At 66.6% G+C, this 21,756-nt stretch carries 20 protein-coding genes and 4 pseudogenes; 9 read left to right on the top strand and 15 right to left on the bottom strand.

All coding sequences use genetic code 11. The features are described from left to right. Positions 1 to 267 precede the first annotated feature (267 nt). The 3 genes and pseudogenes from K6K41_RS26645 to K6K41_RS26635 form a co-directional block, all read right to left on the bottom strand. Positions 268 to 792 carry a tripartite tricarboxylate transporter TctB family protein gene (locus tag K6K41_RS26645; protein ID WP_261403036.1) on the bottom strand — a complete coding sequence of 175 codons (525 nt, stop codon included), beginning with the start codon at positions 790 to 792 and terminating at the stop codon, positions 268 to 270. A gap of 59 nt (positions 793 to 851) precedes the next feature. Then, on the bottom strand, positions 852 to 1,871 hold the full coding sequence (locus K6K41_RS26640) for a tripartite tricarboxylate transporter substrate binding protein (RefSeq protein WP_261403035.1): 1,020 nt from the start codon (positions 1,869 to 1,871) through the stop codon (positions 852 to 854). A 95-nt stretch (positions 1,872 to 1,966) separates the two neighbouring features. Further along, positions 1,967 to 3,479: pseudogene (locus K6K41_RS26635) on the bottom strand (tripartite tricarboxylate transporter permease). 244 nt (positions 3,480 to 3,723) lie between these two features. On the opposite strand from K6K41_RS26635, the gene K6K41_RS29845 reads away from it, so the two are divergent. The 6 genes and pseudogenes from K6K41_RS29845 to K6K41_RS26610 all read left to right on the top strand — a co-directional run bounded on the left by K6K41_RS29845 (position 3,724) and on the right by K6K41_RS26610 (position 8,804). Beyond that, on the top strand, positions 3,724 to 4,002 hold the full coding sequence (locus tag K6K41_RS29845; RefSeq protein WP_315855094.1) for a GntR family transcriptional regulator: 279 nt from the start codon (positions 3,724 to 3,726) through the stop codon (positions 4,000 to 4,002). Beyond that, on the top strand, positions 3,990 to 4,409 hold the full coding sequence (locus K6K41_RS29840) for a GntR family transcriptional regulator (protein ID WP_315855093.1): 420 nt from the start codon (positions 3,990 to 3,992) through the stop codon (positions 4,407 to 4,409). Before K6K41_RS29845 ends, K6K41_RS29840 begins: the two co-directional genes overlap by 13 nt. A gap of 42 nt (positions 4,410 to 4,451) precedes the next feature. Further along, positions 4,452 to 6,194: an oxalyl-CoA decarboxylase gene (gene oxc / locus K6K41_RS26625; RefSeq protein WP_261403034.1), complete on the top strand. Its 1,743-nt coding sequence runs from the start codon at positions 4,452 to 4,454 to the stop codon at positions 6,192 to 6,194. A 171-nt stretch (positions 6,195 to 6,365) separates the two neighbouring features. Beyond that, positions 6,366 to 7,642: pseudogene (frc, locus tag K6K41_RS26620) on the top strand (formyl-CoA transferase). Positions 7,643 to 7,875: 233 nt separating this feature from the next. Beyond that, positions 7,876 to 8,412 carry a methionyl-tRNA formyltransferase gene (locus tag K6K41_RS26615; protein WP_261403033.1) on the top strand — a complete coding sequence of 179 codons (537 nt, stop codon included), beginning with the start codon at positions 7,876 to 7,878 and terminating at the stop codon, positions 8,410 to 8,412. Continuing rightward, positions 8,373 to 8,804, top strand: a complete 432-nt coding sequence (locus K6K41_RS26610; protein ID WP_261403032.1) for a methionyl-tRNA formyltransferase — start codon at positions 8,373 to 8,375, stop codon at positions 8,802 to 8,804. Before K6K41_RS26615 ends, K6K41_RS26610 begins: the two co-directional genes overlap by 40 nt. A gap of 164 nt (positions 8,805 to 8,968) precedes the next feature. On the opposite strand, the pseudogene K6K41_RS26605 reads toward K6K41_RS26610, so the two are convergent. From K6K41_RS26605 to K6K41_RS26580, 6 genes and pseudogenes are all read right to left on the bottom strand, one after another. After that, positions 8,969 to 9,237, bottom strand: a pseudogene (locus K6K41_RS26605) (hypothetical protein). Continuing rightward, the gene (locus K6K41_RS26600; RefSeq protein ID WP_261403031.1) at positions 9,218 to 9,466 is read right to left on the bottom strand and encodes a hypothetical protein; all 249 of its coding nucleotides are present in this window, start codon (positions 9,464 to 9,466) and stop codon (positions 9,218 to 9,220) included. The pseudogene K6K41_RS26605 and the gene K6K41_RS26600 overlap by 20 nt, the downstream one beginning before the upstream one ends. 438 nt (positions 9,467 to 9,904) lie before the next feature. After that, positions 9,905 to 11,189: pseudogene (locus K6K41_RS26595) on the bottom strand (APC family permease). Positions 11,190 to 11,329: 140 nt separating this feature from the next. Continuing rightward, entirely contained in the window at positions 11,330 to 11,500 is a 171-nt protein-coding gene (locus K6K41_RS26590) for a hypothetical protein (RefSeq protein WP_261403030.1), read from the bottom strand. 20 nt (positions 11,501 to 11,520) lie between these two features. Beyond that, positions 11,521 to 11,946, bottom strand: a complete 426-nt coding sequence (locus tag K6K41_RS26585) for a hypothetical protein (protein WP_261403029.1) — start codon at positions 11,944 to 11,946, stop codon at positions 11,521 to 11,523. After that, positions 11,943 to 12,239, bottom strand: a complete 297-nt coding sequence (locus K6K41_RS26580; RefSeq protein ID WP_261403028.1) for a hypothetical protein — start codon at positions 12,237 to 12,239, stop codon at positions 11,943 to 11,945. The genes K6K41_RS26585 and K6K41_RS26580 overlap by 4 nt, the downstream gene beginning before the upstream one ends. A gap of 392 nt (positions 12,240 to 12,631) precedes the next feature. Between K6K41_RS26580 and K6K41_RS26575 the strand changes: the two genes are divergently transcribed. Then, entirely contained in the window at positions 12,632 to 13,567 is a 936-nt protein-coding gene (locus K6K41_RS26575; RefSeq protein WP_261403027.1) for a DUF1236 domain-containing protein, read from the top strand. Positions 13,568 to 13,686: 119 nt separating this feature from the next. Next, positions 13,687 to 14,103 (top strand): DoxX family protein, encoded by a 417-nt coding sequence (locus tag K6K41_RS26570; RefSeq protein ID WP_261403026.1) that lies wholly within the window; start codon positions 13,687 to 13,689, stop codon positions 14,101 to 14,103. Between the two features lie 10 nt (positions 14,104 to 14,113). Here the strand turns inward: K6K41_RS26570 and K6K41_RS26565 are convergent, their stop codons facing one another. Both K6K41_RS26565 and K6K41_RS26560 read right to left on the bottom strand, forming a co-directional pair. Further along, on the bottom strand, positions 14,114 to 14,881 hold the full coding sequence (locus K6K41_RS26565) for a hypothetical protein (RefSeq protein ID WP_261403025.1): 768 nt from the start codon (positions 14,879 to 14,881) through the stop codon (positions 14,114 to 14,116). A gap of 58 nt (positions 14,882 to 14,939) precedes the next feature. Next, the gene (locus K6K41_RS26560) at positions 14,940 to 16,031 is read right to left on the bottom strand and encodes a GSCFA domain-containing protein (RefSeq protein WP_261403024.1); all 1,092 of its coding nucleotides are present in this window, start codon (positions 16,029 to 16,031) and stop codon (positions 14,940 to 14,942) included. A 209-nt stretch (positions 16,032 to 16,240) separates the two neighbouring features. Here K6K41_RS26560 and K6K41_RS26555 point away from each other — a divergent pair, with 209 nt between their 5' ends. Beyond that, complete coding sequence (locus K6K41_RS26555; RefSeq protein ID WP_261403023.1) at positions 16,241 to 16,741, top strand: invasion associated locus B family protein; 501 nt, start codon at positions 16,241 to 16,243, stop codon at positions 16,739 to 16,741. 113 nt (positions 16,742 to 16,854) lie between these two features. On the opposite strand, the gene oxlT is transcribed toward K6K41_RS26555, so the two are convergent. The 4 genes from oxlT to frc (K6K41_RS26535) form a co-directional block, all read right to left on the bottom strand. Further along, positions 16,855 to 18,171 carry an oxalate/formate MFS antiporter gene (gene oxlT, locus K6K41_RS26550; RefSeq protein ID WP_261403022.1) on the bottom strand — a complete coding sequence of 439 codons (1,317 nt, stop codon included), beginning with the start codon at positions 18,169 to 18,171 and terminating at the stop codon, positions 16,855 to 16,857. Between the two features lie 322 nt (positions 18,172 to 18,493). Beyond that, the gene (locus K6K41_RS26545; protein WP_261403021.1) at positions 18,494 to 19,171 is read right to left on the bottom strand and encodes an alpha/beta hydrolase; all 678 of its coding nucleotides are present in this window, start codon (positions 19,169 to 19,171) and stop codon (positions 18,494 to 18,496) included. After that, positions 19,168 to 20,328, bottom strand: a complete 1,161-nt coding sequence (locus K6K41_RS26540) for an HPP family protein (protein ID WP_261405837.1) — start codon at positions 20,326 to 20,328, stop codon at positions 19,168 to 19,170. The genes K6K41_RS26545 and K6K41_RS26540 overlap by 4 nt, the downstream gene beginning before the upstream one ends. A gap of 118 nt (positions 20,329 to 20,446) precedes the next feature. Then, positions 20,447 to 21,697, bottom strand: a complete 1,251-nt coding sequence (gene frc, locus K6K41_RS26535) for a formyl-CoA transferase (protein WP_261403020.1) — start codon at positions 21,695 to 21,697, stop codon at positions 20,447 to 20,449. Between the last annotated feature and the right edge of the window lie 59 nt (positions 21,698 to 21,756).

Below are 21,756 nucleotides of genomic sequence, written 5' to 3'. Positions count from 1 at the left end.
GACTGGCATTTGGCATGCCAGACCCTCGCCTTGTCAAGCGCCGCCGTGACGAAACGGTTCGAAAACTTTCGATCAACTCTCGGTTACGCCGCAACGCAGCAAAACGCTGGCGCGTGATCGAGCGCCGCCATGCCGTCTACTTGGGGAGATCTTCGAGCAAGGCGCGATCGTTCCACGGGGCGCTCGCGTCGACGCGCCTCCAGGCGGCGTCAGACAAGAAAACAGCGCCTCGCCAACCCTGGCGAAGCGCTGCTTTTAAGCGCAGGCTCAGAAGCCGAAGGCGGCCTCGATCGGGCCCTTGGGCAGCGGCACGAGGAACCAGATCTCGAACATCACGAAGCTGACGCCCGAAATTCCGAGCGCGACCGCAAGCGACTTCCAAATCGGGAACTTGCCGAAGAAGTACATGAAGGCGGCGATATAGATGGCCGAGGCCACATAGATGCCGATGTAGCTCGTGGCGAAGACGTAGATCAGCGCCGGCACAAAGATCGCCGACATGCGCAGCACGCCGGTCTTCGTGGTGAGCGTCTCGTCGGCTTCAGCCTTCGAGATGACGGCCCGGGCGAGGTTGATGGCGCTCGAGATCGCCATCACGACGGCGATGTAGAACGGGAAGTAGCCAGGGGCCGGCCCCTCGTTCGGCCGCCAACTGAAGCCGAGCCGGGTCGCGTCCTTGATGACGATGGCGGAGGCGACAAGGAACAGGCAGGCGACGACGATGTCGGCCGTCCTGTGACTGACGAGAGCAGGCTCGTCGTCGTCCTTGCGGGGTTCGGTGATGTCGCTCATCGGTGAAACCTCGTCGCCTCCGGTCGTTCTTCGTCAGGCCTCTGCGGGCCCGTTGCTGGTTACTGCGAGGCCGCGAGGAAACCCGCGCCCTGCATCAGTTCCTTGTGCTTGGCCTCGGTCGCGGCGAGCCACTTGTCGAACTCGGGCCCGGTCATGAAGGTCTGGTTGAACGCGCCCTTCTTCATGAACTCCTTCCAGTCCTCGGTCGCCATGACCTTCTTGAAGAGATCCACGTAGAAGGCGACCTGCTCGTCGGTCGCGCCGGAGGTGGTGAAGATGCCGCGCAGCATCTGGTACTCGACGTCGAGACCAGCCTCGTGGCAGGTCGGGATGTCGCTCCAGGCCATGTCGTCCGTCACCTTGTCGGTGTAGGTCGAGCGCTTGGCGTCGAAGATGCAGAGCGGCTTCAGCTGCTTGCCGCGCCACTGGGCCACCGCCTCGATCGGGTTGTTGACCGAGCTGTCCACATGGCCGCCGACGAGCTGCACCGCGACTTTGCCGCCGCCGTCGAAGGGCAGATAGGTGAAGTGCTTGTCGCCGAGCTGCTTCTCGATCGCCGCGGTGATGATCTGGTCTTCCTGCTTGGATCCGGTGCCGCCCATCTTGAACTGGCGGTCGGGCGCGGCCTTCACCGCGTCGATGTAGGCCTTGGCGTCGGCGTAGTTCTTCTCGACGTTGGTCCACAGGATGAACTGGTCGAGCGCGAGCATCGCGACCGGCCTCATGTCCTTGTAGGAGAACGGCGTGCCGGTCCCGAGCGGGGTCGTGAACAGGTTCGACAGCGTGATGATGATCTTGTGCGGATCGCGCGCCGAGGACTTCATTTCCAGGAAGCCTTCGGCCCCCGCGCCGCCGCCTTTGTTGAGCACGACGACGGGCTTCTCCATCAGATTGTTCTTCTGGATCACGCCCTGGATGAAGCGGGCCATCTGGTCCGCGCCGCCGCCCGTGCCGGCCGGGATGATGAAGGTGACGGGCTTCGTCGGTTCCCACGCGGCCATGGCGGCGACCGGCGCGGCGAGGACCGCGACGCCGGCCGCAAGCGCGAGCGCGGTCTTCTTGAGTGTGTTGGTGAGCATGCGCAGTCCTCCCAGGTCGCCGCTTGTTTCGCGGCTTTCGCCTTTGAACTCGTGTCTCGGGGGTTTGGCGCGCCAAATCCCAAGGTCATGCATCCTCACGCGGCGGCGCGCGCCGCGTCATCACCTTTCTTGTTGAACAGCATTGATACCAATGGCCAAAGCGCGAGGATCACGCCGAGCGTCATGATCGAGCCGCTCAGCCAGTTGTGCCAGAAGATGGTGACGTCGCCCTGGCTCGACAGCATGGCCTGGCGGAACGAACTCTCGGCCTGGTCGCCGAGCACGAGCGCAAGGACCAGCGGCGGCAGCGGGTAGCCGAGCTTGGTGAAGAAGTAGCCCATGACGCCGAAGACCAGCATCATCCACACGTCGAACATGGAGTTGTTCACCGTGTAGGCGCCGATGGCGCAGACCACCACGATGGCGGGCGCCACGATCGAGAACGGCACCCGCAGGATCGCGGCGAAGAGCGGCACGCAGGTCAGCACGATCACGAGGCCGACGAGGTTGCCCATATACATCGAGGCGATGAGGCCCCAGACGAACTCCTTCTGCTCGACGAAGAGCAGCGGGCCGGGCTGAAGGCCCCAGATCAGCAGGCCGCCGAGCAGCACGGCCGCGGTCGGCGAACCGGGGATGCCCAGCGTCAACATCGGCAGCATCGCGGCCGTGCCGGCGGCGTGGGCCGCGGTCTCAGGCGCCACGACGCCCTCGAGCTCGCCCTTGCCGAAGTTGCGGCCGTTCTTGGAGAAACGCTTGGCGAGGCCGTAGCCCATGAAGGAGGCGGGCGTCGCGCCGCCGGGCGTGATGCCCATCCAGGCGCCGACGATGCAGCTGCGCAGGAAGGTGAACCCCATCTTGGGCAGCTGGCGCCAGGTGCGGATGACCGCGTCCATCTTCAGCTTGGCGGCGGCGCCGCGGAAGCTCAGGCCCTCCTCCATCGACGACAGGATCTCGCCGATGCCGAAGAGACCGATGACCGCGACCAGGAACTTGAAGCCGTTCAGCAGCTCGTCATAGCCGAAGGTGAGGCGCAGCGTGCCCGTCACCCCGTCGAGGCCGACGGAGGCGAGCGCGAAGCCGAGGCACATCGAGGCGAGCGTCTTGAACGCGGAGCCGCGGCCCATGCCGAGGAAGCTCGCGAAGGTCAGGAACTGGACCGCGAAGAACTCAGCCGGGCCGAAGCGCAGCGCGAACTTGGCGATGACAGGCGCGAGGAAAGTGATGAGGATGACGGCGAAGATCGCGCCGACGAAGGACGAGGTGAAGGCCCCCACCAGCGCCTCGTCGGCCTTGCCCCTCTGGGCCATCGGATGGCCGTCGAAGGTGGTGGCGACCGACCATGGCTCGCCTGGAATGTTGAAGAGGATCGAGGTGATCGCCCCGCCGAACAACGCCCCCCAGTAGATGGAGGTGAGCATGATGATGGCCGAGGTCGGATCCATCGAGAAGGTGAGCGGAAGAAGAATGGCGACGCCGTTGGCTCCCCCGAGCCCCGGCAGCACCCCGATCACCACGCCCAGAACGATGCCGAGCACCATGAGCATGATGTTTGTAAGGCGAAATCGCGACCGCGAATCCGCCCAGCAGGGAGCCAAGCTCCTCCATGCGCGTTCCTCCACCCCGATGGCCGTCTTTACTGGCCGGGCGTTTCTCGCCCGATCCCGACGTGCTCTGACAAAGACGCTATCTGTGGCTGAACTGGTATGCAATATGCCTTTTTACGTTGCATTGCAGCAGCCGAGCCACGTGTAAAACGATAGTTGCAAGCCGAAATCGGCTCGGTATATGGTATGCCAAGAACCACGGGCCCGCAGAGACCGGCCCGACGCGGGACGAGGCGCCTCTTTCCATGGCCAACGCCGACCTGGACATCCAGCCGATCGACGATTCGCCGAGCCTCAAGTGGCGCGCCTACGACGCCTTAAAGAGCGCGATCGCGGGGATGGATATCTATCAAGAAGACGCACAGCTGCGGCTCGACGAGCGTGCTCTGTCGCTCCGCTTCGGCGTGAGCCGCACGCCGCTCCGAGAAGCTCTTGCGCAGCTTGAGCTGGAGGGCCTCGTGCGCATCGTCCTCGCCGCGGGATCTACATCGCGCGCAAGACCAAAGTTGAAATGCTCGAGATGATCACGGTCTGGGCCGCGCTCGAGAGCATGGCGGCGCGACTGGCCGCCGAAGTCGCGACCGACGAGGAGATCGTGAGCCTCCATGCGCTGGTCGACGGCTTCAACGGCGCGGACGTCGGCAGCCACATGTTCGAGTATTCGGACGTCAACATCCGGTTCCATCAGGCCATCATTTCGCTATCGCGCTGCAAGATGATCGAGGAGATGGCCAACGGCCTCTTCGTGCACGTTCGCGCGATCAGGCGCCGGACGATCTACGAGCGCGACCGGGCCAAGCGGTCCGTCGTCGACCACAAGGACATCGTCGAGGCGATCGAGGCGAGAAACGGCGAACGCGCCGAACGTCTCGTTCGCGAGCACACGCTCAAGCTTCGCGAGCATGTCGACCGTTTCGTGACGCTGGACTGAACCGCGCGCGAACAAAGAAACGAAGGGCTGGAGGAAACACCAATGAGCAGCGTGGCCGTACTGAAGACCGTTGAAGAGCCGCAGACCGAGCAGGAGCTCACCGACGGCTTCCATCTCGTCATCGACGCCCTGAAGCTGAACGGCATCGAGACGATCTATGGCGTCCCGGGCATTCCGATCACCGACCTCGGCCGCATGTGCCAGGAAGAGGGCCTGCGCGTCATCTCGTTCCGCCACGAGCAGAACGCCGGCAACGCCGCCGCGATCGCGGGCTTCCTCACCAAGAAGCCGGGCATCTGCCTCACGGTTTCGGCCCCGGGCTTCCTGAACGGCCTGACCGCCCTCGCCAACGCCACCACCAACTGCTTTCCCATGATCCTGATCTCGGGCTCCTCGGAGCGCGAGATCGTCGACCTCCAGCAGGGCGACTACGAGGAGATGGACCAGCTCGCGATCGCCAAGCCGCTCTGCAAGGCGGCGTTCCGCGTGCTCCACGCCGAGGACATCGGGATCGCCGTCGCGCGCGCCATCCGCGCCGCGGTCTCGGGCCGTCCGGGCGGCGTCTATCTCGACCTGCCCGCCAAGCTCTTCGGTCAGGTGGTCGACGCCGCGAAGGGCGAGGCCTCGCTCGTCAAGGTGATCGACGCCGCGCCCGAGCAGATCCCGGCCCCTCACGCGGTCAAGCGCGCGCTCGACCTGCTGAAGGGCGCCAAGAAGCCGCTGATCATCCTCGGCAAGGGCGCGGCCTACGCGCAGGCCGACGACGAGATCCGCGAGCTCGTCGAGAAGTCCGGCATCCCCTACATCCCGATGAGCATGGCCAAGGGCCTGCTGCCCGACAACCATGAGCTTTCGGCCGGCGCCGCGCGCTCGACCGTGCTGAAGGACAGCGACGTCGTGCTGCTCGTCGGCGCGCGCCTCAACTGGCTGCTCAGCCACGGCAAGGGCAAGCAGTGGGGCGAGCCGGGCTCGAAGAAGTTCATCCAGGTCGACATCGAGCCGCGCGAGATGGATTCGAACGTCGAGATCGCGGCTCCGCTCGTCGGCGACATCGGCTCGGTGGTGAAGGCGCTGCTGGCCGGCATCGACAAGAGCTGGCCGGGCGTGCCGTCCGAGTGGACCTCGACGATCAACGCCAAGAAGGAAGCCAACATCTCCAAGATGGCGGCCAAGCTCGGCAAGAACGCCGCCCCGATGGACTTCCACGGCGCGCTCGGCGCGCTGAAGCAGGTCATCAAGGAGCGTCCGGACGCGATCCTCGTGAATGAGGGCGCCAACACGCTCGACCTCGCCCGCGGCGTGATCGACATGTACAAGCCGCGCAAGCGCCTCGACGTCGGCACCTGGGGCATGGGCATCGGCATGGGCTTCGCGGTCGCGGCCGCGATCGAAACCGGCAAGCCGGTGCTCGCGGTCGAGGGCGACTCGGCCTTCGGCTTCTCCGGCATGGAGGTCGAGACGATCTGCCGGTACAATCTCCCGGTCTGCATCGTCATCTTCAACAACAACGGCATCTATCGCGGCACCGACACGGACCCGACGGGCCGTGACCCGGGCACCACCGTGTTCGTGCCGGGCGCGCGCTACGACAAGATGATGGAGGCTTTCGGCGGCGTGGGCGTCAACGTCACGACCCCGGACGAGCTGAAGCGCGCGGTCGACGCCGCGATGGACAGCGGCAAGCCGACGCTCATCAACGCCGAGATCGATCCGGCGGCGGGCAGCGAGAGCGGCAACATCGGCAGCCTCAACCCGCAGAGCGTCGTCAAGAAGAAGAAAGCCTGACCTCTAGCTTATCCTAAAGTCTGCACTGCGGCCGCCGGCGCAAAACGCCGGCGGCCGTAAGATCAGGTATAGGGTATGCCAGAGACGAATTGACGGCGCGCGTTCCGCGCGGTCATCTAAGCGTCAAGGCGCGCCGGCGGACGACGCGCGACGCATTACAGGGAACACATCATGGAAAAGGCTCTCCAGGGCGTCCGCATTCTGGACTTCACGCATGTCCAGTCGGGCCCGACCTGCACGCAGCTCCTCGCCTGGTTCGGCGCCGACGTCATCAAGGTCGAGCGCCCCGGAGCCGGCGACGCGACGCGCCAGCAGCTTCAGGACATTCCTGACGTGGACAGCCTCTATTCACGATGCTGAACCACAACAAGCGCTCGATCACGATCGACACCAAGAATCCCAAGGGCAAGGAAGTGCTCTGGCGGCTGGTGAAGGAGTGCGACGTGCTCGTCGAGAATTTCGCGCCCGGCGCGCTCGACCGCATGGGCTTCTCCTGGGAGAAGCTGCAGGAAGCCAACCCCAAGCTCATCGTCGCGTCCGTGAAGGGCTTCGGCCCCGGCCGCTACCAGGACTGCAAGGTCTATGAGAACGTCGCGCAGTGCGCCGGCGGCTCGGCCTCGACCACCGGCTTCCGCGACGACATCCCGATGGTGACCGGCGCCCAGATCGGCGACTCGGGCACGGGCCTCCATCTCGCGCTCGGCATCGTCACGGCGCTCTACCACCGCACCCATTCGGGCAAGGGCCAGCGCGTCGACTGCGCCATGCAGGACGCCGTGCTCAACCTCTGCCGCGTCAAGCTGCGCGACCAGCAGCGTCTCGAGCATGGCCCGCTCAAGGAATACAGCCAGTTCGGCGAAGGCGTGGAGTTCGGCGAGGCGACCCCGCGCGCCGGCAACGACTCGGGCGGCGGCCAGCCGGGCCGGATCCTCAAGTGCAAGGGCTGGGAGCACGATCCCAACGCCTACATCTACTTCATCACCCAGGCCGCGGTGTGGGATCCGATCTGCGACATCATCGGCGAGCCGGGCTGGAAGACCGATCCGGGCTACGCCACCCCGAAGGCGCGCCTGCCGCACCTCAACGAGATCTTCACGCGCATCGAGGCGTGGACCATGAAGCACGACAAGTTCGAGGCCATGGACATCCTCAACGAGTACGACATCCCGTGCGGTCCGATCCTGTCCATGAAGGAGATCGCCGAGGACGAGGCCCTGCGCGCGACCGGAACCGTGGTCGAGGTCGATCATCCGACCCGCGGCAAGTATCTGTCGGTCGGCAGCCCCATCAAGCTGTCGGGCAGCCCTGTCGAGGTCACGCGTTCGCCGCTGCTCGGCGAGCACACCGGCGAGATCCTGAAGGACGTTCTGCGCTACAACGACAACGAGATCGCCGAGATCGAGAACTCCGGCGCGGTCGGCCAGGTGGCCAAGCTCGCGGCCGAATAGGTTCAGCCTGATCCCTGCTTTTTAAGCCCGTCGCGCCTCGGCGCGGCGGGCTTTTGCGTTAAAACGCGTGCGGAAGCGAACTGCGTGCTTCGAGACGCGCCTTTGGCGCTCCTCTGCATGAGGTCGGTTTGGAGATTTTCAAACGGTCCTCATGCTGAGGAGCCGGCCCGCGAGGGTCGGCGTCTCGAAGCACGCAATCCGCGTCGATCGAGAAAAGACAGGGATCAGCCACCATGCGCATCGTCGTCCACGGACAGCAGGCTTTCGGCAAGGCCGTGCTCGAGGCGCTGCTTGCGCGCGGAGACGAGGTCGTGGCGGTCTATGTGGCGCCTGAAAAGGAAGGCCAGAAGGCCGACCCGCTGAAGGAGGCCGCCCTCGCCGCCGGCCTCGAGGTGCGCCAGCCCTCGTCCTACAAGGACGAGCAGGTGGCGGAAGAGTTTCGGGCGCTGAAGCCGGACCTGCAGGTGATGGCCTTCGTGACCCTGTTCGTGCCGTCGGGGTTCCTCAACATCCCGACCCACGGCTCGATCCAGTATCATCCGTCCCTGCTGCCGGCCTATCGCGGCGCCTCGGCGATCAACTGGCCGATCATCAAGGGCGAGACGCAGACGGGCCTTTCGATCTTCTGGCCCGACGACGGCCTCGACACCGGCGACGTGCTTCTCCAGAAAACCACGCCGATCGGCCCCAAGGACACGCTCGGCTCGGTCTATTTCGACCGCCTGTTTCCATGGGCGTCGAGGCGATGCTCGAGGCGGTCGATCTCGTGAAGGCCGGCAAGGCGCCCAAGATCAAACAGGACGAGGCGCTCGCGACCTATGAGGGCCTCTGCCGCGCGGCGAACGCCAAGATCGACTGGGGCAAGCCTTGGGAGCAGATCGACCGTCTGATCCGCGGCAATCCGGCGCCCGGCGCCTGGACGACGCTCAACGGCAAGACGGTCAAGATCCTCGACGCGACGCCGATGCCCGCCAAGACCCCGAAGGAGATCGGCGGCAAGCTCGGCGAGATCGTCGCCGTGGAGGAAGACGGGTTTCAGGTCGTCTGCGCCGACGGCCGCATGAAGGTCACGCGCGTTCAGCCCGAGGGCGAGGCCAAGGCGCCGGCGGGCGACTTCGCCAAGGCCGAGGGGATGACGCCGAAAAGCGCGCGGTTCGAGTGAGGCTCAGTTAGCGCTGGAAACGCCGCGTTCTTGTCCCGGACGTGATCCGGGACCCAGAACCGTCGAGCCACCCGGAAAGATCAGCGACCTCGCCGCGTCTGTCTGCATCCGGTTCGGTTCTGGGTCCCGGATCAAGTCCGGGACAAGGGCAGCGGCTCCCTCGCCTATCGACCAACGCGGGCGCGCTCAAAATCCATACGGGCGGCGCGATAGGCGTCGGGGATCGACAGGGCCCAGACGAAGAAGCCCGCCGCGTGTCGCCCGACGAAGGAGACGTCGGGCGCTGCGAACTTCGCCGTCAGCCAAACCCGATCACGGTGAAGAACGCGAAGCCGAGCCCGCGCATCGCCCGGCCGATGACGACATGGCCCATCCCCGGAAAAACCGCGGCGAGGACGAGCACGAGGCGAGGATCAGGCGGCGTCGCGGACATCGATCTCGTCTCCCGACAGCAGCCGCGCGATGGCGGCCGCGAGCGACAGCGCCGCGAGCGCCTGTTCGCGCGGAACTCCGCCGCGCGGAAACTTCGCGTCGCGGAACAAAAGATAGGCCCCGCGCTCGCCCTGCGCCGCCTGCCGGACGACGCGCACGCCGCGCGGCGTAACTGCGACGACTTTTACGCGCGGATCGGCCAGCGGAACGGCGAGCGCGGCTTCGCACATGCGCAAAAGCGCCCGCCCCGCCTCGTCGCACCGGACGCTCGTGTCCTGCGGCCAGAGCCGGGGCGGCGCGGCTGAGGCGGGAAGGCCCGCGCCGCCGGCGAAGAACTCCGCCCCCGTGGGGCGGCGGGATGATCTCGAACGCCCCTGCCCCGCCGTCCCGCTTCATCGCGGCCGAGATCCAGAGCTGCGGCAGGCGTCGGAACGCCAAAGCCTCGGCGATCGGCGTCAGCGCCGCCGGATAGCCGGCGAAATGTCCGCGCAGCGTTCCATAGCCGGCGGGCGTCAGCGCGGCCACGGAGCCTGAGAGGAGGCCGCCGCAGTCGGCGAGGACGCTGGCCCTCGCCGCTCGTTCGCGCCGGCCCGCGCGCATGACGGCCACAGCCGCCGCGGTGAAAACCGCGACGGCCGCAACGAGGAGCAGGGCTCCGGCCATCGGCCTCAGTACCCCTTGGGCTTGGGCCAGGGCATCGTGAACTGGTCGCCGCGCCGCACATATTTGTAGCGGTGGAGGACGAACCAGAGCGAGGCGCCGATGTAGAACACCATCATGGCGAGGAGCTGCGTGCCGTAGCCGAGGAACACCGCCACATAGGTGATGCCGCACAGGCCCAGCAGCAGGATCGCGGGCAGCGGGTGCAGCGGGTGCACATAGCCGCGGGTGATCGAGCCGAGCGGCCACTTCTTGCGGAACATCATCACGCCGATGGCCATGATGGTGTAGCCGAGCAGGCCCGACAGGATCGACAGCGTGATGGTCTGGTCGAGCGGGGTCGAGATCGCGAACAGGATCGCGATCGGCACGAAGAACACCACAGAGCGGTAGGGCGTGTGGTACTTCGGGTGCACCGCGCCGAACCAGACCGGCATGTAGCGGTCGCGGCCCATGGCGAACCAGGCCCGCGAGGCGTCGTTGATGCAGCCGTTCGCCGAAGCCAAAGTCGCGAACAGCGTGCCGACGAAGAGGAAGATCTCGAGCGGCAGCGAGCCGGTGAGGCGCGCGGCGTCATAGAGCGGGGTCACCGCCTGGCCGAGATATTCCCAGGGCATCAGGCCGGAGCCGATGTACCAGGTGAGCGTCGCGGCGATCAGCAGCGTCATGATGCCGGTGAGCGTGCCGAGCGGAAGCGAGCGCGCCGGCGAGCGCACCTCTTCGGCCGCCTGCGTGGTGCCCTCGATGCCGAGATAGAACCACAGGCCGAAATGCATCGCGGCGAGAATGCCGAGCCCGCCATAGGGCAGCCCCGTCAGCAGCTGGTCGTGCATCACCACCGTGCCGGGGGGTGAGCGGGTTCACGGCGACGAACAGCGTCAGGATCGCCGCGAAGGCGATGGCGGTGATGATGTAGTTGATGGTGAGCGTCGCGAGCACGCCGCGATAGTTCAGCCAGGCGAGGAACACGATGACGAGCACCATGAAGGCGCGTTTGTCGACCTCGCCCGCAAGACCCATGTTGGCCGCGAAGGCCTGGATGAGGTCGCCGGTGACGATCGCGTTTGAGACCTCGAGCATGGTGTAGGCCATGACGAGGTAGAGCCCGACATTGAACGCCGCGAGCGGCCCGATGATGTGCTTGGCCTGCGCATATTGCCCGCCCGCGGCCGCGACCGTCGAGGTCACCTCCGAGTCGATCATCGCGACACAGGTGTAGAGGATGCCCGCGAGCCAGCAGGCGGTGAGCGCCGCGAGCGCCCCGCCCTTCCCCACCGCGAAGTTCCAGCCCATGAACTCGCCGACGAGCACGATGCCGACGCCCAATCCCCAGACATGCGCGGGGCCGAGCACGCGCTTCAGGGCGACGCGCTTGGGCGTCGCGGCGGCGGTCGTTCCGGCGATCGCGCCGGGCGTGTTGGAGATGTCGACCATCAGCGCCTCGCCGCCGTCTCGCCGATCTCGGCGTCGATGATTTCGCCCTCGGCCGAGGAGGTGAGGTAGGCTTCGCTGTAGCTGCGGTTGGTGGACAGCATGTCCCAGAGCATCCAGAGCGCGAGGCAGGCGGAGATCGCCCAGGCCCCGTAGTTGAGCACCATGATCATGGCTTCGGGTCCTTGTGGGGTCAGTCGTTCGGCACTTGGCGGCGGATGGGCTCCGCGGGCCCGTCGCCGTCGGCGAAGCGCTCGGCGATGACGTCGCGGTATTCCTTGTCGGACCAGCGCAGCATGAAGGCGAAGTAGCCGACGATGACCACGATGGTGGCGATCAGCGCGCCCCAGGAGAACGCGTAGTCGAAGCGCTTGCCGATGATCTCGGCGGCCTTGGCCGGATCGAAGCCGAGCTTGGTCCATTGCTCGGCCATCGCGGCGTTCTGGCCGAGCGCCTCCCAGGTCGGCGCGTCGAAGGTCTTCACGTCGACGCCGCCGCCAGCGAGGCCAAGCAGCAGCGGCAGATAGAGCGTGACCAGCACCAGCGCGAGCACCAGAAAGGCGTCGACCACCTGGCCGAAGACCGATTGGGCGGGCGGCTCGTAGGGAGGCTTGCTCATCGCGCAGCCCTCTTCTCGGCGGCGATACGGTCCAGATAGTAGATGTCGGTGCCGTAGATCGCGGCCTTGTCCTCGCGGTAGTGGCGGATGAGCGCCATGACCGCGGCGGTGTTGAGCAGCAGCACCATCGCGCCGAGCCCAAGCATCAGCCAGGTGAGGCCGCTGGCGGCGATGTGGTCCGCCATCCTCCAGAATACGAAAAGATAGACCGCCCAAACGGTTATGACGGAAATATAGGCCGCGAGCTTGTCGCGGCCGTACATCGCGTCGACGCGCGACTCGTGGTTCGACATAGGCGTTCGTCCCCTTCCTCACATTTCTTGCGAGGATATTTTTGATCTTATTGGGAAACCCTATCGCCTAATTTTGATGCGTCAAGCGCACAATTATTATGCAGTGCAGCATGGCGATCGAGCTTCGGGCCGTCGCAAGCGCGCGGTCCGAGAGGCGGGCGTCATCAGCCGCGCGAACGGCGATGGTTTCGGTCCGAACGGACTTCCAGGGCCATAACAAGACATCACGCTGGCGGAGAATAGATCCGAACGACGCTCGAAGCGCCGCACGCGCGACCAGACTTGCGCCCTTACGCGACGATCACGCTGTCGGGAACCATCGACAGACATCGACGTTCTCAGCCCGAGGGCGCGCCACTGACCGTATCGCACGGTCTGAGAGGGCCAATTCCATGAGACATCTTCTTATGACGACCGCCGCCGCGGTCGCGTTGCTTGTCGCGCCGGCGACCGCTTTCGCTCAGGATCAGGATCGCGGCGATCGCGAGATGTCGGGCGGAAGCGCCTCCCGGAACGCGAACGCGCAGCTCGATCAGGCGTCGAAGTCGGGCGACCGCGACCCGTCTCAGTCCGCCGACAGGCAGGACGCCAGAACGTCGGAGCCTACCTCCGATACCGCTGCTGCAGCGCAAGATGTCCGTGGGGCGCGCGGCGCGGAGGAGGACGATCGTCGCGCCGATCGCGACGAGCGGGCGGCGATGGACGTTCGCGGGGACCGGGACGGAAAGGACCGGCGCGACGACGGCGAAAAGTCCCGCGTCTCCGCTGAGCGCGGCGGCAAGGATCGCGACGGCCGCAAGGATCGCGCGGACCGCGACGACGCCTCGGTTTCGGCCAAGGTGAAGATCTCGGACAGGGACGGCAAGGATCGCCGCGACAGCGACCGAGACGGCAAGCGCGCCGACCGTGAGCGCGACAGCCTCGACGTCAAGGTGAAGGTCGGCGATCGCGACCGCCGCGGCTATGACGAAGACAATGGCCGCTCGCGGACCAGGACGACTGTGTCCTCGCGCGACGACGTCGACGTGGCGCGGCGCAGCGCGCGGCGGGCCTCGTCGGACGTGGACGTCGAGCAGCGTCGCTCGATCCGTCAGCGATTTGCGAGCGACGACGGCGGCGGCCGCCGCGTATCGCGCTCCACCTTCGAAGGCTCGGACGTTTCGGTCGGAACGGCCGTGCCGCGCACCATCGCTGTCCGGCGCGTGCCCGCGACCGTGGTCGAGACGGAGCCGACCTACACGACCTACAGCTATTTCGAGACCGACGACGAACGCATCTTCATCGTCGATCCCGGCAGCCATCGGGTGGTCCGCGTCATCGAAGACTGAGCCGCGACGCCTTTGCGGCGCGCCCGCCCCGCGAGGAGGCGGGCGCTCGCACGTCAGGACCGGAATCGCGCTAGCGTGCGACTTCGTGCTCGCGCCTTCCGGCCCAGAGGATCCGACCCATGACCGCCTCGCCTCCTCCGCCCGCAGGTCGAAGCTCGCGCGAGGCCTGGGCCGGGCGGGCGCTCAGCGGGCTCGCGATCCTGTTCCTGCTCGCCGACGGAGCGATGAAGCTCGTTCCGCTGCAGCCCGTCACCGACACGATGCAGGCCCTCGGCTGGCCGACGGACCCCGCATTGCTGCGCACGCTCGGCGTCATCCAGATCGCCGCCACGCTGCTCTACGCCTATCCGCCCTCCTCCGTGTTCGGCGCGGTTCTGCTGACGGGCTATCTCGGCGGGGCGATCGCGACCCATGTGCGCGTCGGAAGCCCGCTGTTCACGCATGTGCTGTTCGGCGTTTATGTGGGCGCGGTGATGTGGGGCGGCCTCTGGATCCGCAGCCCGGCCCTGCGCGACGTGCTCTACGGAAAGCGCTGACGCCCGGCCGTCACTTCGAAGCGCTCAATCCGGCGAGCGCGAGGAAGGCCCGCATCATGAGCTCGCCGTACTCGTCGTTCTTGTGCACGAAGTCGTCGTCGCGGGCGTCGAGATCCATGTCCATCATGCGCCGCATGCTCACCGGCGCGAGCGCGTATTTCGACGCGGTGAAGATGTGGTCCTCCCGCGTCTCCCGGGGCTGCGCGACGAAGCCGCCGAAGCGCGAGAACGTCCGTTCGCAGGCCGCGTCGAACGCCGCCGCCGCCTGCTCGCCGATCCCCAGCTCGTGGATCTGCTTCATGAAGGGCTTGTGGGTGGCCTTCATGACGTCCTTGTCGAAGAACGGTTCGGGCAGGACATAGATGGGCGCGTCGGTGACGCTCGAGATCATGACGGAGAGATCCCAGGCCGCCAACGCCTCGACCCGGCGACGGAACGCTTCGGTGAGCGCGGGTTGCGACACCAGGCGACGGCCGGGCGTCGCGTCGGGGTAAAGCGTCGCGTTGCGCAGCATCCTGCCGAGCGCCTTGAAATGCACCCCGCCCCCGACGAGCACGAACATGTCGTAGCGGCGCAGATCGATCTCCGGCGCGCCGCCGGTGCGCAGGAGGCTGCGCTGGATCTGCTCGTCATCGGACTTGAGGACGCCGTCCTCGACGAAGGTCCGCTGCAGCGACTGCGATTTGCTGCCGAAGAACTCCAGCGCCACAGGACGCGACGCTTCGTCGATCCGGTCCCACCCGGACTTGATCGCCCCGATGTGGGAGTTGCCGATCACGCATGCTGTCTTCATCGATACGCCACGCCGACTTTCAAACGCCTTGCGGTCGCCGCCTCTAGCGAGCGAACGCCTCGAGAAGGATCTCCTCGCAGACGAGGTCGTCCTTTTTCTTCTTGCCGCCGCCCCGCTTGGCCTTTCGCGGAGCGTCGTCCTTTTCAGGCGCCGGCCGCTCCTTGGGCGCGGCCTCGGCAGGCTTGTCGCCGGCATGCTGCGACAGCAGGGTCTTCATCACCGTCTCGACCCCGATCTCGGTCACGGAGCGCAGGTTCGGCTCGTAGAACATTCCCCGCGACGACGGCGAGGTGATGATCTCGTAGGACGGGAAGTAATCGATGTTGTCGCAGCGGTTCCGCAGCGACCCCGCGACGGCCCGCAACGTCGATTTGGAGAACGTCGTGGCGGCGAGCACATGGTCGCCGGACGCGGTCGCGGTGAGCGGGACCGGCGAGACCGTCACCATCATCCGGAAGTTCCCGTTGCGCGCCTTCAGGATCTCGTTGACCTCGAGCATGTCGGCGAGGATCTCGTCGAACTCGAAGTTCTTGAAGGCGTGCTCGGCCGGGTCATACGCGCCGGCGATCACGCCGGGACAGATCGGATAGACCGCGCCGCTCGCGCGGTGAACCCAGGCCTCGGTGAGGCCCAGCGTGAAGATCAGCACGTCGACATTGGAGAACAGCTCGTCGACGAAGCCGAGATGCTCGCGCCGATGCGCCATCACCTCTTCCGGCGAGGCGAGGCCATCGGGTTCGACCGACGGGCGCAGCCCGTCGTAGAAACGGCCGTTCTTCTCCCAGACGTCTTCCGGCCGGACCGTCCCCGACGCCGCGTCCTTCAGCAGCTGAAGCAGTTGGCGTGCGGTGTAGAGGTTGCCATAGCGGCCGGAATAGATGCGGTAGCCGAAGCGGCGCGCGACCTCGTCCGGCAGATCGAGGGGCGACGTCTCGGCGTCGAGCACATTGAAGTCGTGCTTCGTCAAGTGGCGGGCGACATGCTGCGCGAAACAGCTTCCGGCGGTCGCGATCCTGTCTTTTCGAGCGATGTCGAACTTTTTTTGGTAGAGGCCGGAAAGTCCCGTCGCATGGACGTCCGCGACGCCGGAGCGCCAATACCGCTCCGGGGGCAGGTCGGCGTATGGCGTCGTCATTGGCGAACGGCTTTCATCGACTCGAGACCCGGCGCCTGACGACGTCGCTCTGATTGTCTGTCTCGCACCCTACTACCCCATAGCGCTCGTCGAAAGTCGGCGCCCGCACAGATGTGATCGCGCGTTTAACGACTCTGCGAAATCTGGGCGGCAGCATTGCGGCGCGCCCTTCCCCCAGGCGCATCGTTCGTAGCGTAAAGGCGTTGAAAATGAAGCGCACCGGCCTGTCAGCCGCAGTCCTCATCCTTATGCTCGGCTCCGCAGCCGAGGCCGCGACGCAGAAGAACCTCGGCAGGTTCGAGAGCTGGAGCGTCTGGACCTATGACGACGGCGAGCGGAAGGGCTGCTTCATCTACGCCAACCCCTCGGCGGCGTTCCCCCGCGCGGCCGACCACGGGCTGGTGTCCTTCTTCGTGCGCAGCACGACCCGGGAGGACGTCCGGTCGGAGGCGAGCCTTCAGTTCGGCTACGACCAGTCGGCGAAAGCGGAAGGGCGCGCCGTGATCGGCGGCGAAAATTTCCAGCTGCTGACCGAGGGAAAGGCCGCCTGGCTGTCCCGCCCTCGCGAGGACGAGCTTCTGGCCGCGATGAGGTCGGGCGCCAAGATGACGGTCTCGACGGTGTCGAAGCGTGGCTCGCAGACGCGCTACGAGTTCTCGCTTAAGGGCGTCAGCGACGCGATGCGCGTGCTGCGCAGGCATTGCCCCTGAACAGAAAACGATTTCAGGCGGATCTCAAAAAGAACGCCCGACGCGTCGCGTCGGGCGTTCTTCGTTCGAGGCGTGCGCGCGAGACCCTGGAGATCCCGCGCGCCCGGAAGGCGTCACTCCGCCGGGACGGCGTGCGCGCCGGACACCTCGCGCTCGGCGCGGGCGACGACGCTCCGCCGCCACGGCTTGAGCACCGTGATGGCGAGCAACGAGGCGAGGATGTTGGCGCCCGCCGCGATCAGAAACACCGAGTCCCAGCTGCCGGTCGCGGTCTGCAGGGTGCTGGCGAACGGCACCAGCAGCGCGGCCGTGCCCTTCGCGGTGTAGAGCAGGCCGGCGTTGGTGGCGGCGAACTTCGACCCGAAGGTGTCGGTGCAGGTCGAGGGGAACAGCGAGTAGATCTCGCCCCAGGCGAAGAACACGAGGCCGGTCAGGATCACGAACAGCACCGGGTCGTGGCCGTAAAGGTAAAGCAGATAGATGCCGACGCCTTCAAAGCCGAAGGCGATGAACATCGTCGGCTCGCGGCCGATCTTGTCGGAAACCCAGCCGAAGAACGGACGGGTCAGGCCGTTGAGGATGCGGTCGATGGTGGCGGCGAACGTCACCGTCGTCATGGTGAGGCCGGCGAGCGTCACCGGGATCTTGTCGATGTGGAAGTCGGCCGCGATGGGCTTCAGGTTGGCGGTGATCATCAGGCCGCCGGCCCCGACGATCACGAACATGAAGTACATCAGCCAGAAGATCGGATGCCTCAGCACCTCGCGCGGCCGGTAGTCGCGGCGGGTCTGCACGAGGTTGGCCTTGACCACCGGGGCCGGGACCTGGCCGGCCTTCGGCGCGAGCAGGAAGACCGACATTGCGACGATGACGACGGCCTGACCGATGCCGAACCAGATGAACGCGGCCTGATAGCCGGAGTTCGCGATCATCGACTGGATCGGGGCGACGGTGAGCGCCGCGCCCGCGCCGAAGCCCGCCGCGGTGATGCCGGCCGCAAGGCCGCGCTTGTCCGGGAACCACTTCAGCGCGTTGCCGACGCAGGTGCCATAGACGGCGCCGGCGCCGATGCCGGCGATGATCTGCCCGAGATAGAGCATCGGCAGCGAATCCGCGAAGCCGTTGATCACCCAGCCGACGCCGCACATCACGCCGCCGAAGACCACGACGATGCGCGGACCGAACTGGTCGACGAACCAGCCCTCGACCGGCACCAGCCAGGTCTCGAACAGCACGAACAGCGTGAAGGCCCACTGGATCGACGCGCGATCCCAGCCGAACTGCTTTTCGATGTCGGTGACGAAGAACGTCCAGCCGTACTGGAGGTTCGCGATCATCACCATGCAGATCACGCCGACCGCCAATTGCAGCCAACGATAGCCGTCGCTCACCCGTTCGGCGGGCGCTCCGGCTCGGAGCTCAGTGCTCATAAGCCACCCTCTAAATTGCGTTTCCAAACTGCCGACGCGTATCGCGTTCTTTTGGCATGCCAGAATGCTGGTACCTGCCATGCCAAAAGGCAAGAACAATCTTCACCGGCGCGTGATCTGTTCGTGATCGTTTCGTGAGCGCGAAAATGGCGCCGACGATCTGCTTGTTCCAGCTAGTCTTTCGGCGATCGAGCGCCTGAATTGCGGGCGCAGCGCGGCGGCCGCGCGGCGGCGGAATGACCGCCGCGCCCCCTAGAGGTCCGAGGATTCGTCAAAAAAGATGGCGGATCGAGGCCGGGATCGTCAGACGATCCGGCAAGCGTCATCCCAGGAAAAAGTCGACCGATCGCTGCGCGATCTCCGGCCGCCAGGCGTGCGGCCCGTCATATTCGACATAGGTGACGTCGTAGCCGGCCTCGCTGAGCTTGGCGGAATGCACCCGCCCGCTCCGCTCGATCGGGATCTGCTCGTCCTTGGTCCCGTGCGAGATGAAGACCTTCGGCGCGCCTGTCTGGAGGAACACGGACATGAACCCCGCCGACGACACGATCATGTGGGTGACCAGATGCCCGTTGGTCGGCCCGAGCGACAGGGTGTAGCTGCCGCCGTCGGAGTGGCCGGCGAAGGCGAAGCGCCGCGGATCGACGAAGAAGCGCGACGAGACTTCCGCGAGCGCCCTGTCGAGCCGCTCGCGGTCGGGTCCGTTGCCGCCGATGACGAGATCCCAGGTCGGGAACAGCGACTGGGGAACGAGCAGGAGGAAGCCGCGCGACTGCGCGTGATCGCGCATCATCGGCAGGATCTTTTGGGCCGACCCGCCGCCGCCATGGAACAGCGTCATGAGCGGGGCCGGCCTGCGGGGATCGACGCTCTCCGGCACGAGGAGAACGGCGTCGCGCTCGTCGAACAGGCCGAGCTCGTGCAGGCCCGGCCCGAGCGCCTCCCTGCTTGGCGGCCGATGCACGAAGTCGAGCCGTCCTGCGAGGTGCGGATCGATCACGCGGCGATCTCCGAGGCCTTGGCGCCGTCGGCGAGCAGCGCGGAGACGATGTCGGTTTGCGAGACGACGCCGAGCAGTTTTCCGTCGCCGTCGACGACCGGCAGGTGATGCAGCCCCGAGCGCGCCATCGCCGCCACGACGTCCGAGACCGGCGTCTCGGGCGTCGCGGTGATGGCCGGCGCGGTCATGATGTCCTCCACCGCGCCGTGCGGCGCGCGCACGCGGGTCAGCGCCAGCCGCACCCGCCGCCGGAAGCCGAGGCGCGGGCCGGCGGCGCTCCATTCGGACTTGTCGAGCAGGTCGGTCTGGGTGACGACGCCCAGAACCCTGCCGCCCTCGTCGGTGACGGGCAGCGCCTTGACGCGGTGGCGGCGGAGAAGCTCCAGCGCCTCCTTCAGCGGCGCGTGCGGTCCGACCGCGACCACGCCGCGCGTCATGATCTCGCCGCAGGTGGTGAGCCCGGAGCGGCGGGCGTAGGCGCGCAGCTGCGCGTCGCGCAGGATCGCCTCGAGGTCGCTGCGCTCGACGTCGATCAGCTGGCCGAAATTCTCGAGCGCGGCGTCGATGTCGGCGCTGGCGAGCGCCTCCTGCGCCGAGCGCGCCGGCTCGACCGGCCGCGGCGACGTCCCTTGCGCGCGCGGATGCGGATAGGGACGGCCGGCGAGATTGTTGAAGGCGAGCGCGGACGCCAGCAGCAGCGCGGAATTGGCGAGCACCGGCCAGACCACGAAGCCGTAGCCGAGCGTGGTGACGGCGGGACCGCCCAGCACCGCGGTCAGCGCCACCGCGCCGCTCGGCGGGTGCAGGCATTTGAGCGCCGTCATGATCGCGATCGCGACGCCGATCGCGAGCGCGCAGGCGAGATAAGGATCGGGCACCAGCTTCGTCGCCGTGACGCCGACGAGCGCGGCGACGAGATTGCCGCCGAGGATCGACCATGGCTGCGCGAGCGGGCTCGCGGGCGCGGCGAACAGCAGCACGGCGGACGCGCCCATCGGCGCGATCATGATCGGCAGCGCGCTCCCGTCCCCGAGAGCGGCGTGGCTCAGGAGGCCGGTGACGAGGATGCCGAACAGCGCCCCGAACGCCCCGCGGATGCGCTCGCGCGGGCCGATCGGCGGGAGATCGGGAACGAAGCGGCGGAAAAATGCGTGCATCATCGGCTTTCGCCTTACGGCGCCGGCGCGGCCGACGCCATCGAACGAAAGAGGCGGCGGCGCGCGAGGGATGCGCGCCGCCGCAAGGACGGAACCTTAGCGGGTCGGATCCGGCGGATCAGACCGCGCGGTTCTGGTGCAGCATCTCGATCTGCTGGTCGGTGTAGCCGAGGCCCTTGAGAACCTCGTCGGTGTGCTCGCCGAGCAGCGGCGAAGCCTTCACCTCGACCTTCATGTTCGAGAACTTGATCGGGCTGCCGACCGTCAGATACTTGCCGAGCTTCGGATGGTCGACCTCGACGACGGTGCCGCTCTCACGCAGCGACTTGTCCTCGGCGATCTCCTTCATCGACAGCACCGGCGAGCACGGGATGTCGAACTTGCGCAGGATGTCGACCGCCTCGAACTTGGTCTTGTCCTTCAGCCACTCCTCGATCGTGGCGAAGATGTCCATGATCTTGTCCTGGCGGGCGCGGGCGGTGTTGTAAGCCGGATCGTCGATCCACTCCTCGCGGCCGAGCGCCTTGCAGATCGGGGCCCAGGCGTGGCCCTGAATGGTGAAGTAGATGTAGGCGTTGGGATCGGTCTCCCAGCCCTTGCACTTCAGAACCCAGCCCGGCTGACCGCCGCCGCCGGCGTTGCCGCCGCGCGGAACCACGTCCGTGAACTCGCCGTGCGGATACTGCGGGTATTCCTCGAGATAGCCGAGCGCGTCGAGGCGCTGCTGGTCGCGCAGCTTCACGCGGCAGAGGTTGAGCACCGAATCCTGCATCGACACGGCGACCTTCTGGCCCTGGCCGGTCTTGTTCTTGTGATGCAGCGCCGTGAGGATGCCGATCGCGAGATGCATGCCGGTGTTCGAGTCGCCGAGAGCGGCCGCCGACACGGTGGGGGGCCCGTCCCAGAAGCCGGTGGTGGAGGCTGCGCCGCCGGCGCACTGCGCGACGTTCTCGTAGACCTTCAGGTCTTCGTAGTGATGGCCGTCCGAGAAGCCCTTCACCGAGGCGAGGATCATGCCCGGGTTGAGCTCCTGGATGTGCTTCCAGGAAAAGCCCATGCGGTCGAGCGCGCCGGGGCCGAAGTTCTCGACCATGACGTCGCTCTCCTTGATGAGCTTCGTCAGGACTTCCTTGCCCTCGGGAGTCTTGGTGTCGAGGGTGAGCGAGCGCTTGTTGGAGTTCAGCATCGTGAAGTAGAGCGCGTCGGCGTCCTCGACGTGACGCAGCTGGGTGCGGGTGACGTCGCCGGCGCCAGGGCGCTCGACCTTGATGACGTCGGCGCCGAACCAGGCGAGGAGCTGCGTGCAAGCGGGTCCCGCCTGAACGTGCGTGAAATCGATGATCTTGATGCCTTCAAGCGGCTGGCTCATTGGGTCCTCTCCATTGCCCGCGATCGTTTCGTCGGCGGGTCTCGTCTTCGTTGCGTATC

Origin of the sequence: Chenggangzhangella methanolivorans (assembly GCF_019797865.1) — a bacterium.
Lineage (GTDB): Bacteria > Pseudomonadota > Alphaproteobacteria > Rhizobiales > Methylopilaceae > Methylopila > Methylopila methanolivorans.
The sequence above is the reverse complement of the archived record's forward strand: the minus strand, read 5'-3'. Positions and strand labels throughout refer to the sequence as shown.

What these genes read in the sequence shown, in the direction of transcription:
- K6K41_RS26645 (WP_261403036.1), bottom strand. Translation starts at nt 792, where the DNA reads ATGAGCGACATCACCGAACCCCGCAAGGACGACGACGAGCCTGCTCTC.
- K6K41_RS26640 (WP_261403035.1), bottom strand. Translation starts at nt 1,871, where the DNA reads ATGCTCACCAACACACTCAAGAAGACCGCGCTCGCGCTTGCGGCCGGC.
- K6K41_RS29845 (WP_315855094.1), top strand. Translation starts at nt 3,724, where the DNA reads ATGGCCAACGCCGACCTGGACATCCAGCCGATCGACGATTCGCCGAGC.
- K6K41_RS29840 (WP_315855093.1), top strand. Translation starts at nt 3,990, where the DNA reads ATGCTCGAGATGATCACGGTCTGGGCCGCGCTCGAGAGCATGGCGGCG.
- oxc (WP_261403034.1), top strand. Translation starts at nt 4,452, where the DNA reads ATGAGCAGCGTGGCCGTACTGAAGACCGTTGAAGAGCCGCAGACCGAG.
- K6K41_RS26615 (WP_261403033.1), top strand. Translation starts at nt 7,876, where the DNA reads ATGCGCATCGTCGTCCACGGACAGCAGGCTTTCGGCAAGGCCGTGCTC.
- K6K41_RS26610 (WP_261403032.1), top strand. Translation starts at nt 8,373, where the DNA reads ATGGGCGTCGAGGCGATGCTCGAGGCGGTCGATCTCGTGAAGGCCGGC.
- K6K41_RS26600 (WP_261403031.1), bottom strand. Translation starts at nt 9,466, where the DNA reads ATGTGCGAAGCCGCGCTCGCCGTTCCGCTGGCCGATCCGCGCGTAAAA.
- K6K41_RS26590 (WP_261403030.1), bottom strand. Translation starts at nt 11,500, where the DNA reads ATGATCATGGTGCTCAACTACGGGGCCTGGGCGATCTCCGCCTGCCTC.
- K6K41_RS26585 (WP_261403029.1), bottom strand. Translation starts at nt 11,946, where the DNA reads ATGAGCAAGCCTCCCTACGAGCCGCCCGCCCAATCGGTCTTCGGCCAG.
- K6K41_RS26580 (WP_261403028.1), bottom strand. Translation starts at nt 12,239, where the DNA reads ATGTCGAACCACGAGTCGCGCGTCGACGCGATGTACGGCCGCGACAAG.
- K6K41_RS26575 (WP_261403027.1), top strand. Translation starts at nt 12,632, where the DNA reads ATGAGACATCTTCTTATGACGACCGCCGCCGCGGTCGCGTTGCTTGTC.
- K6K41_RS26570 (WP_261403026.1), top strand. Translation starts at nt 13,687, where the DNA reads ATGACCGCCTCGCCTCCTCCGCCCGCAGGTCGAAGCTCGCGCGAGGCC.
- K6K41_RS26560 (WP_261403024.1), bottom strand. Translation starts at nt 16,031, where the DNA reads ATGACGACGCCATACGCCGACCTGCCCCCGGAGCGGTATTGGCGCTCC.
- K6K41_RS26555 (WP_261403023.1), top strand. Translation starts at nt 16,241, where the DNA reads ATGAAGCGCACCGGCCTGTCAGCCGCAGTCCTCATCCTTATGCTCGGC.
- oxlT (WP_261403022.1), bottom strand. Translation starts at nt 18,171, where the DNA reads ATGAGCACTGAGCTCCGAGCCGGAGCGCCCGCCGAACGGGTGAGCGAC.
- K6K41_RS26540 (WP_261405837.1), bottom strand. Translation starts at nt 20,328, where the DNA reads ATGCACGCATTTTTCCGCCGCTTCGTTCCCGATCTCCCGCCGATCGGC.
- frc (WP_261403020.1), bottom strand. Translation starts at nt 21,697, where the DNA reads ATGAGCCAGCCGCTTGAAGGCATCAAGATCATCGATTTCACGCACGTT.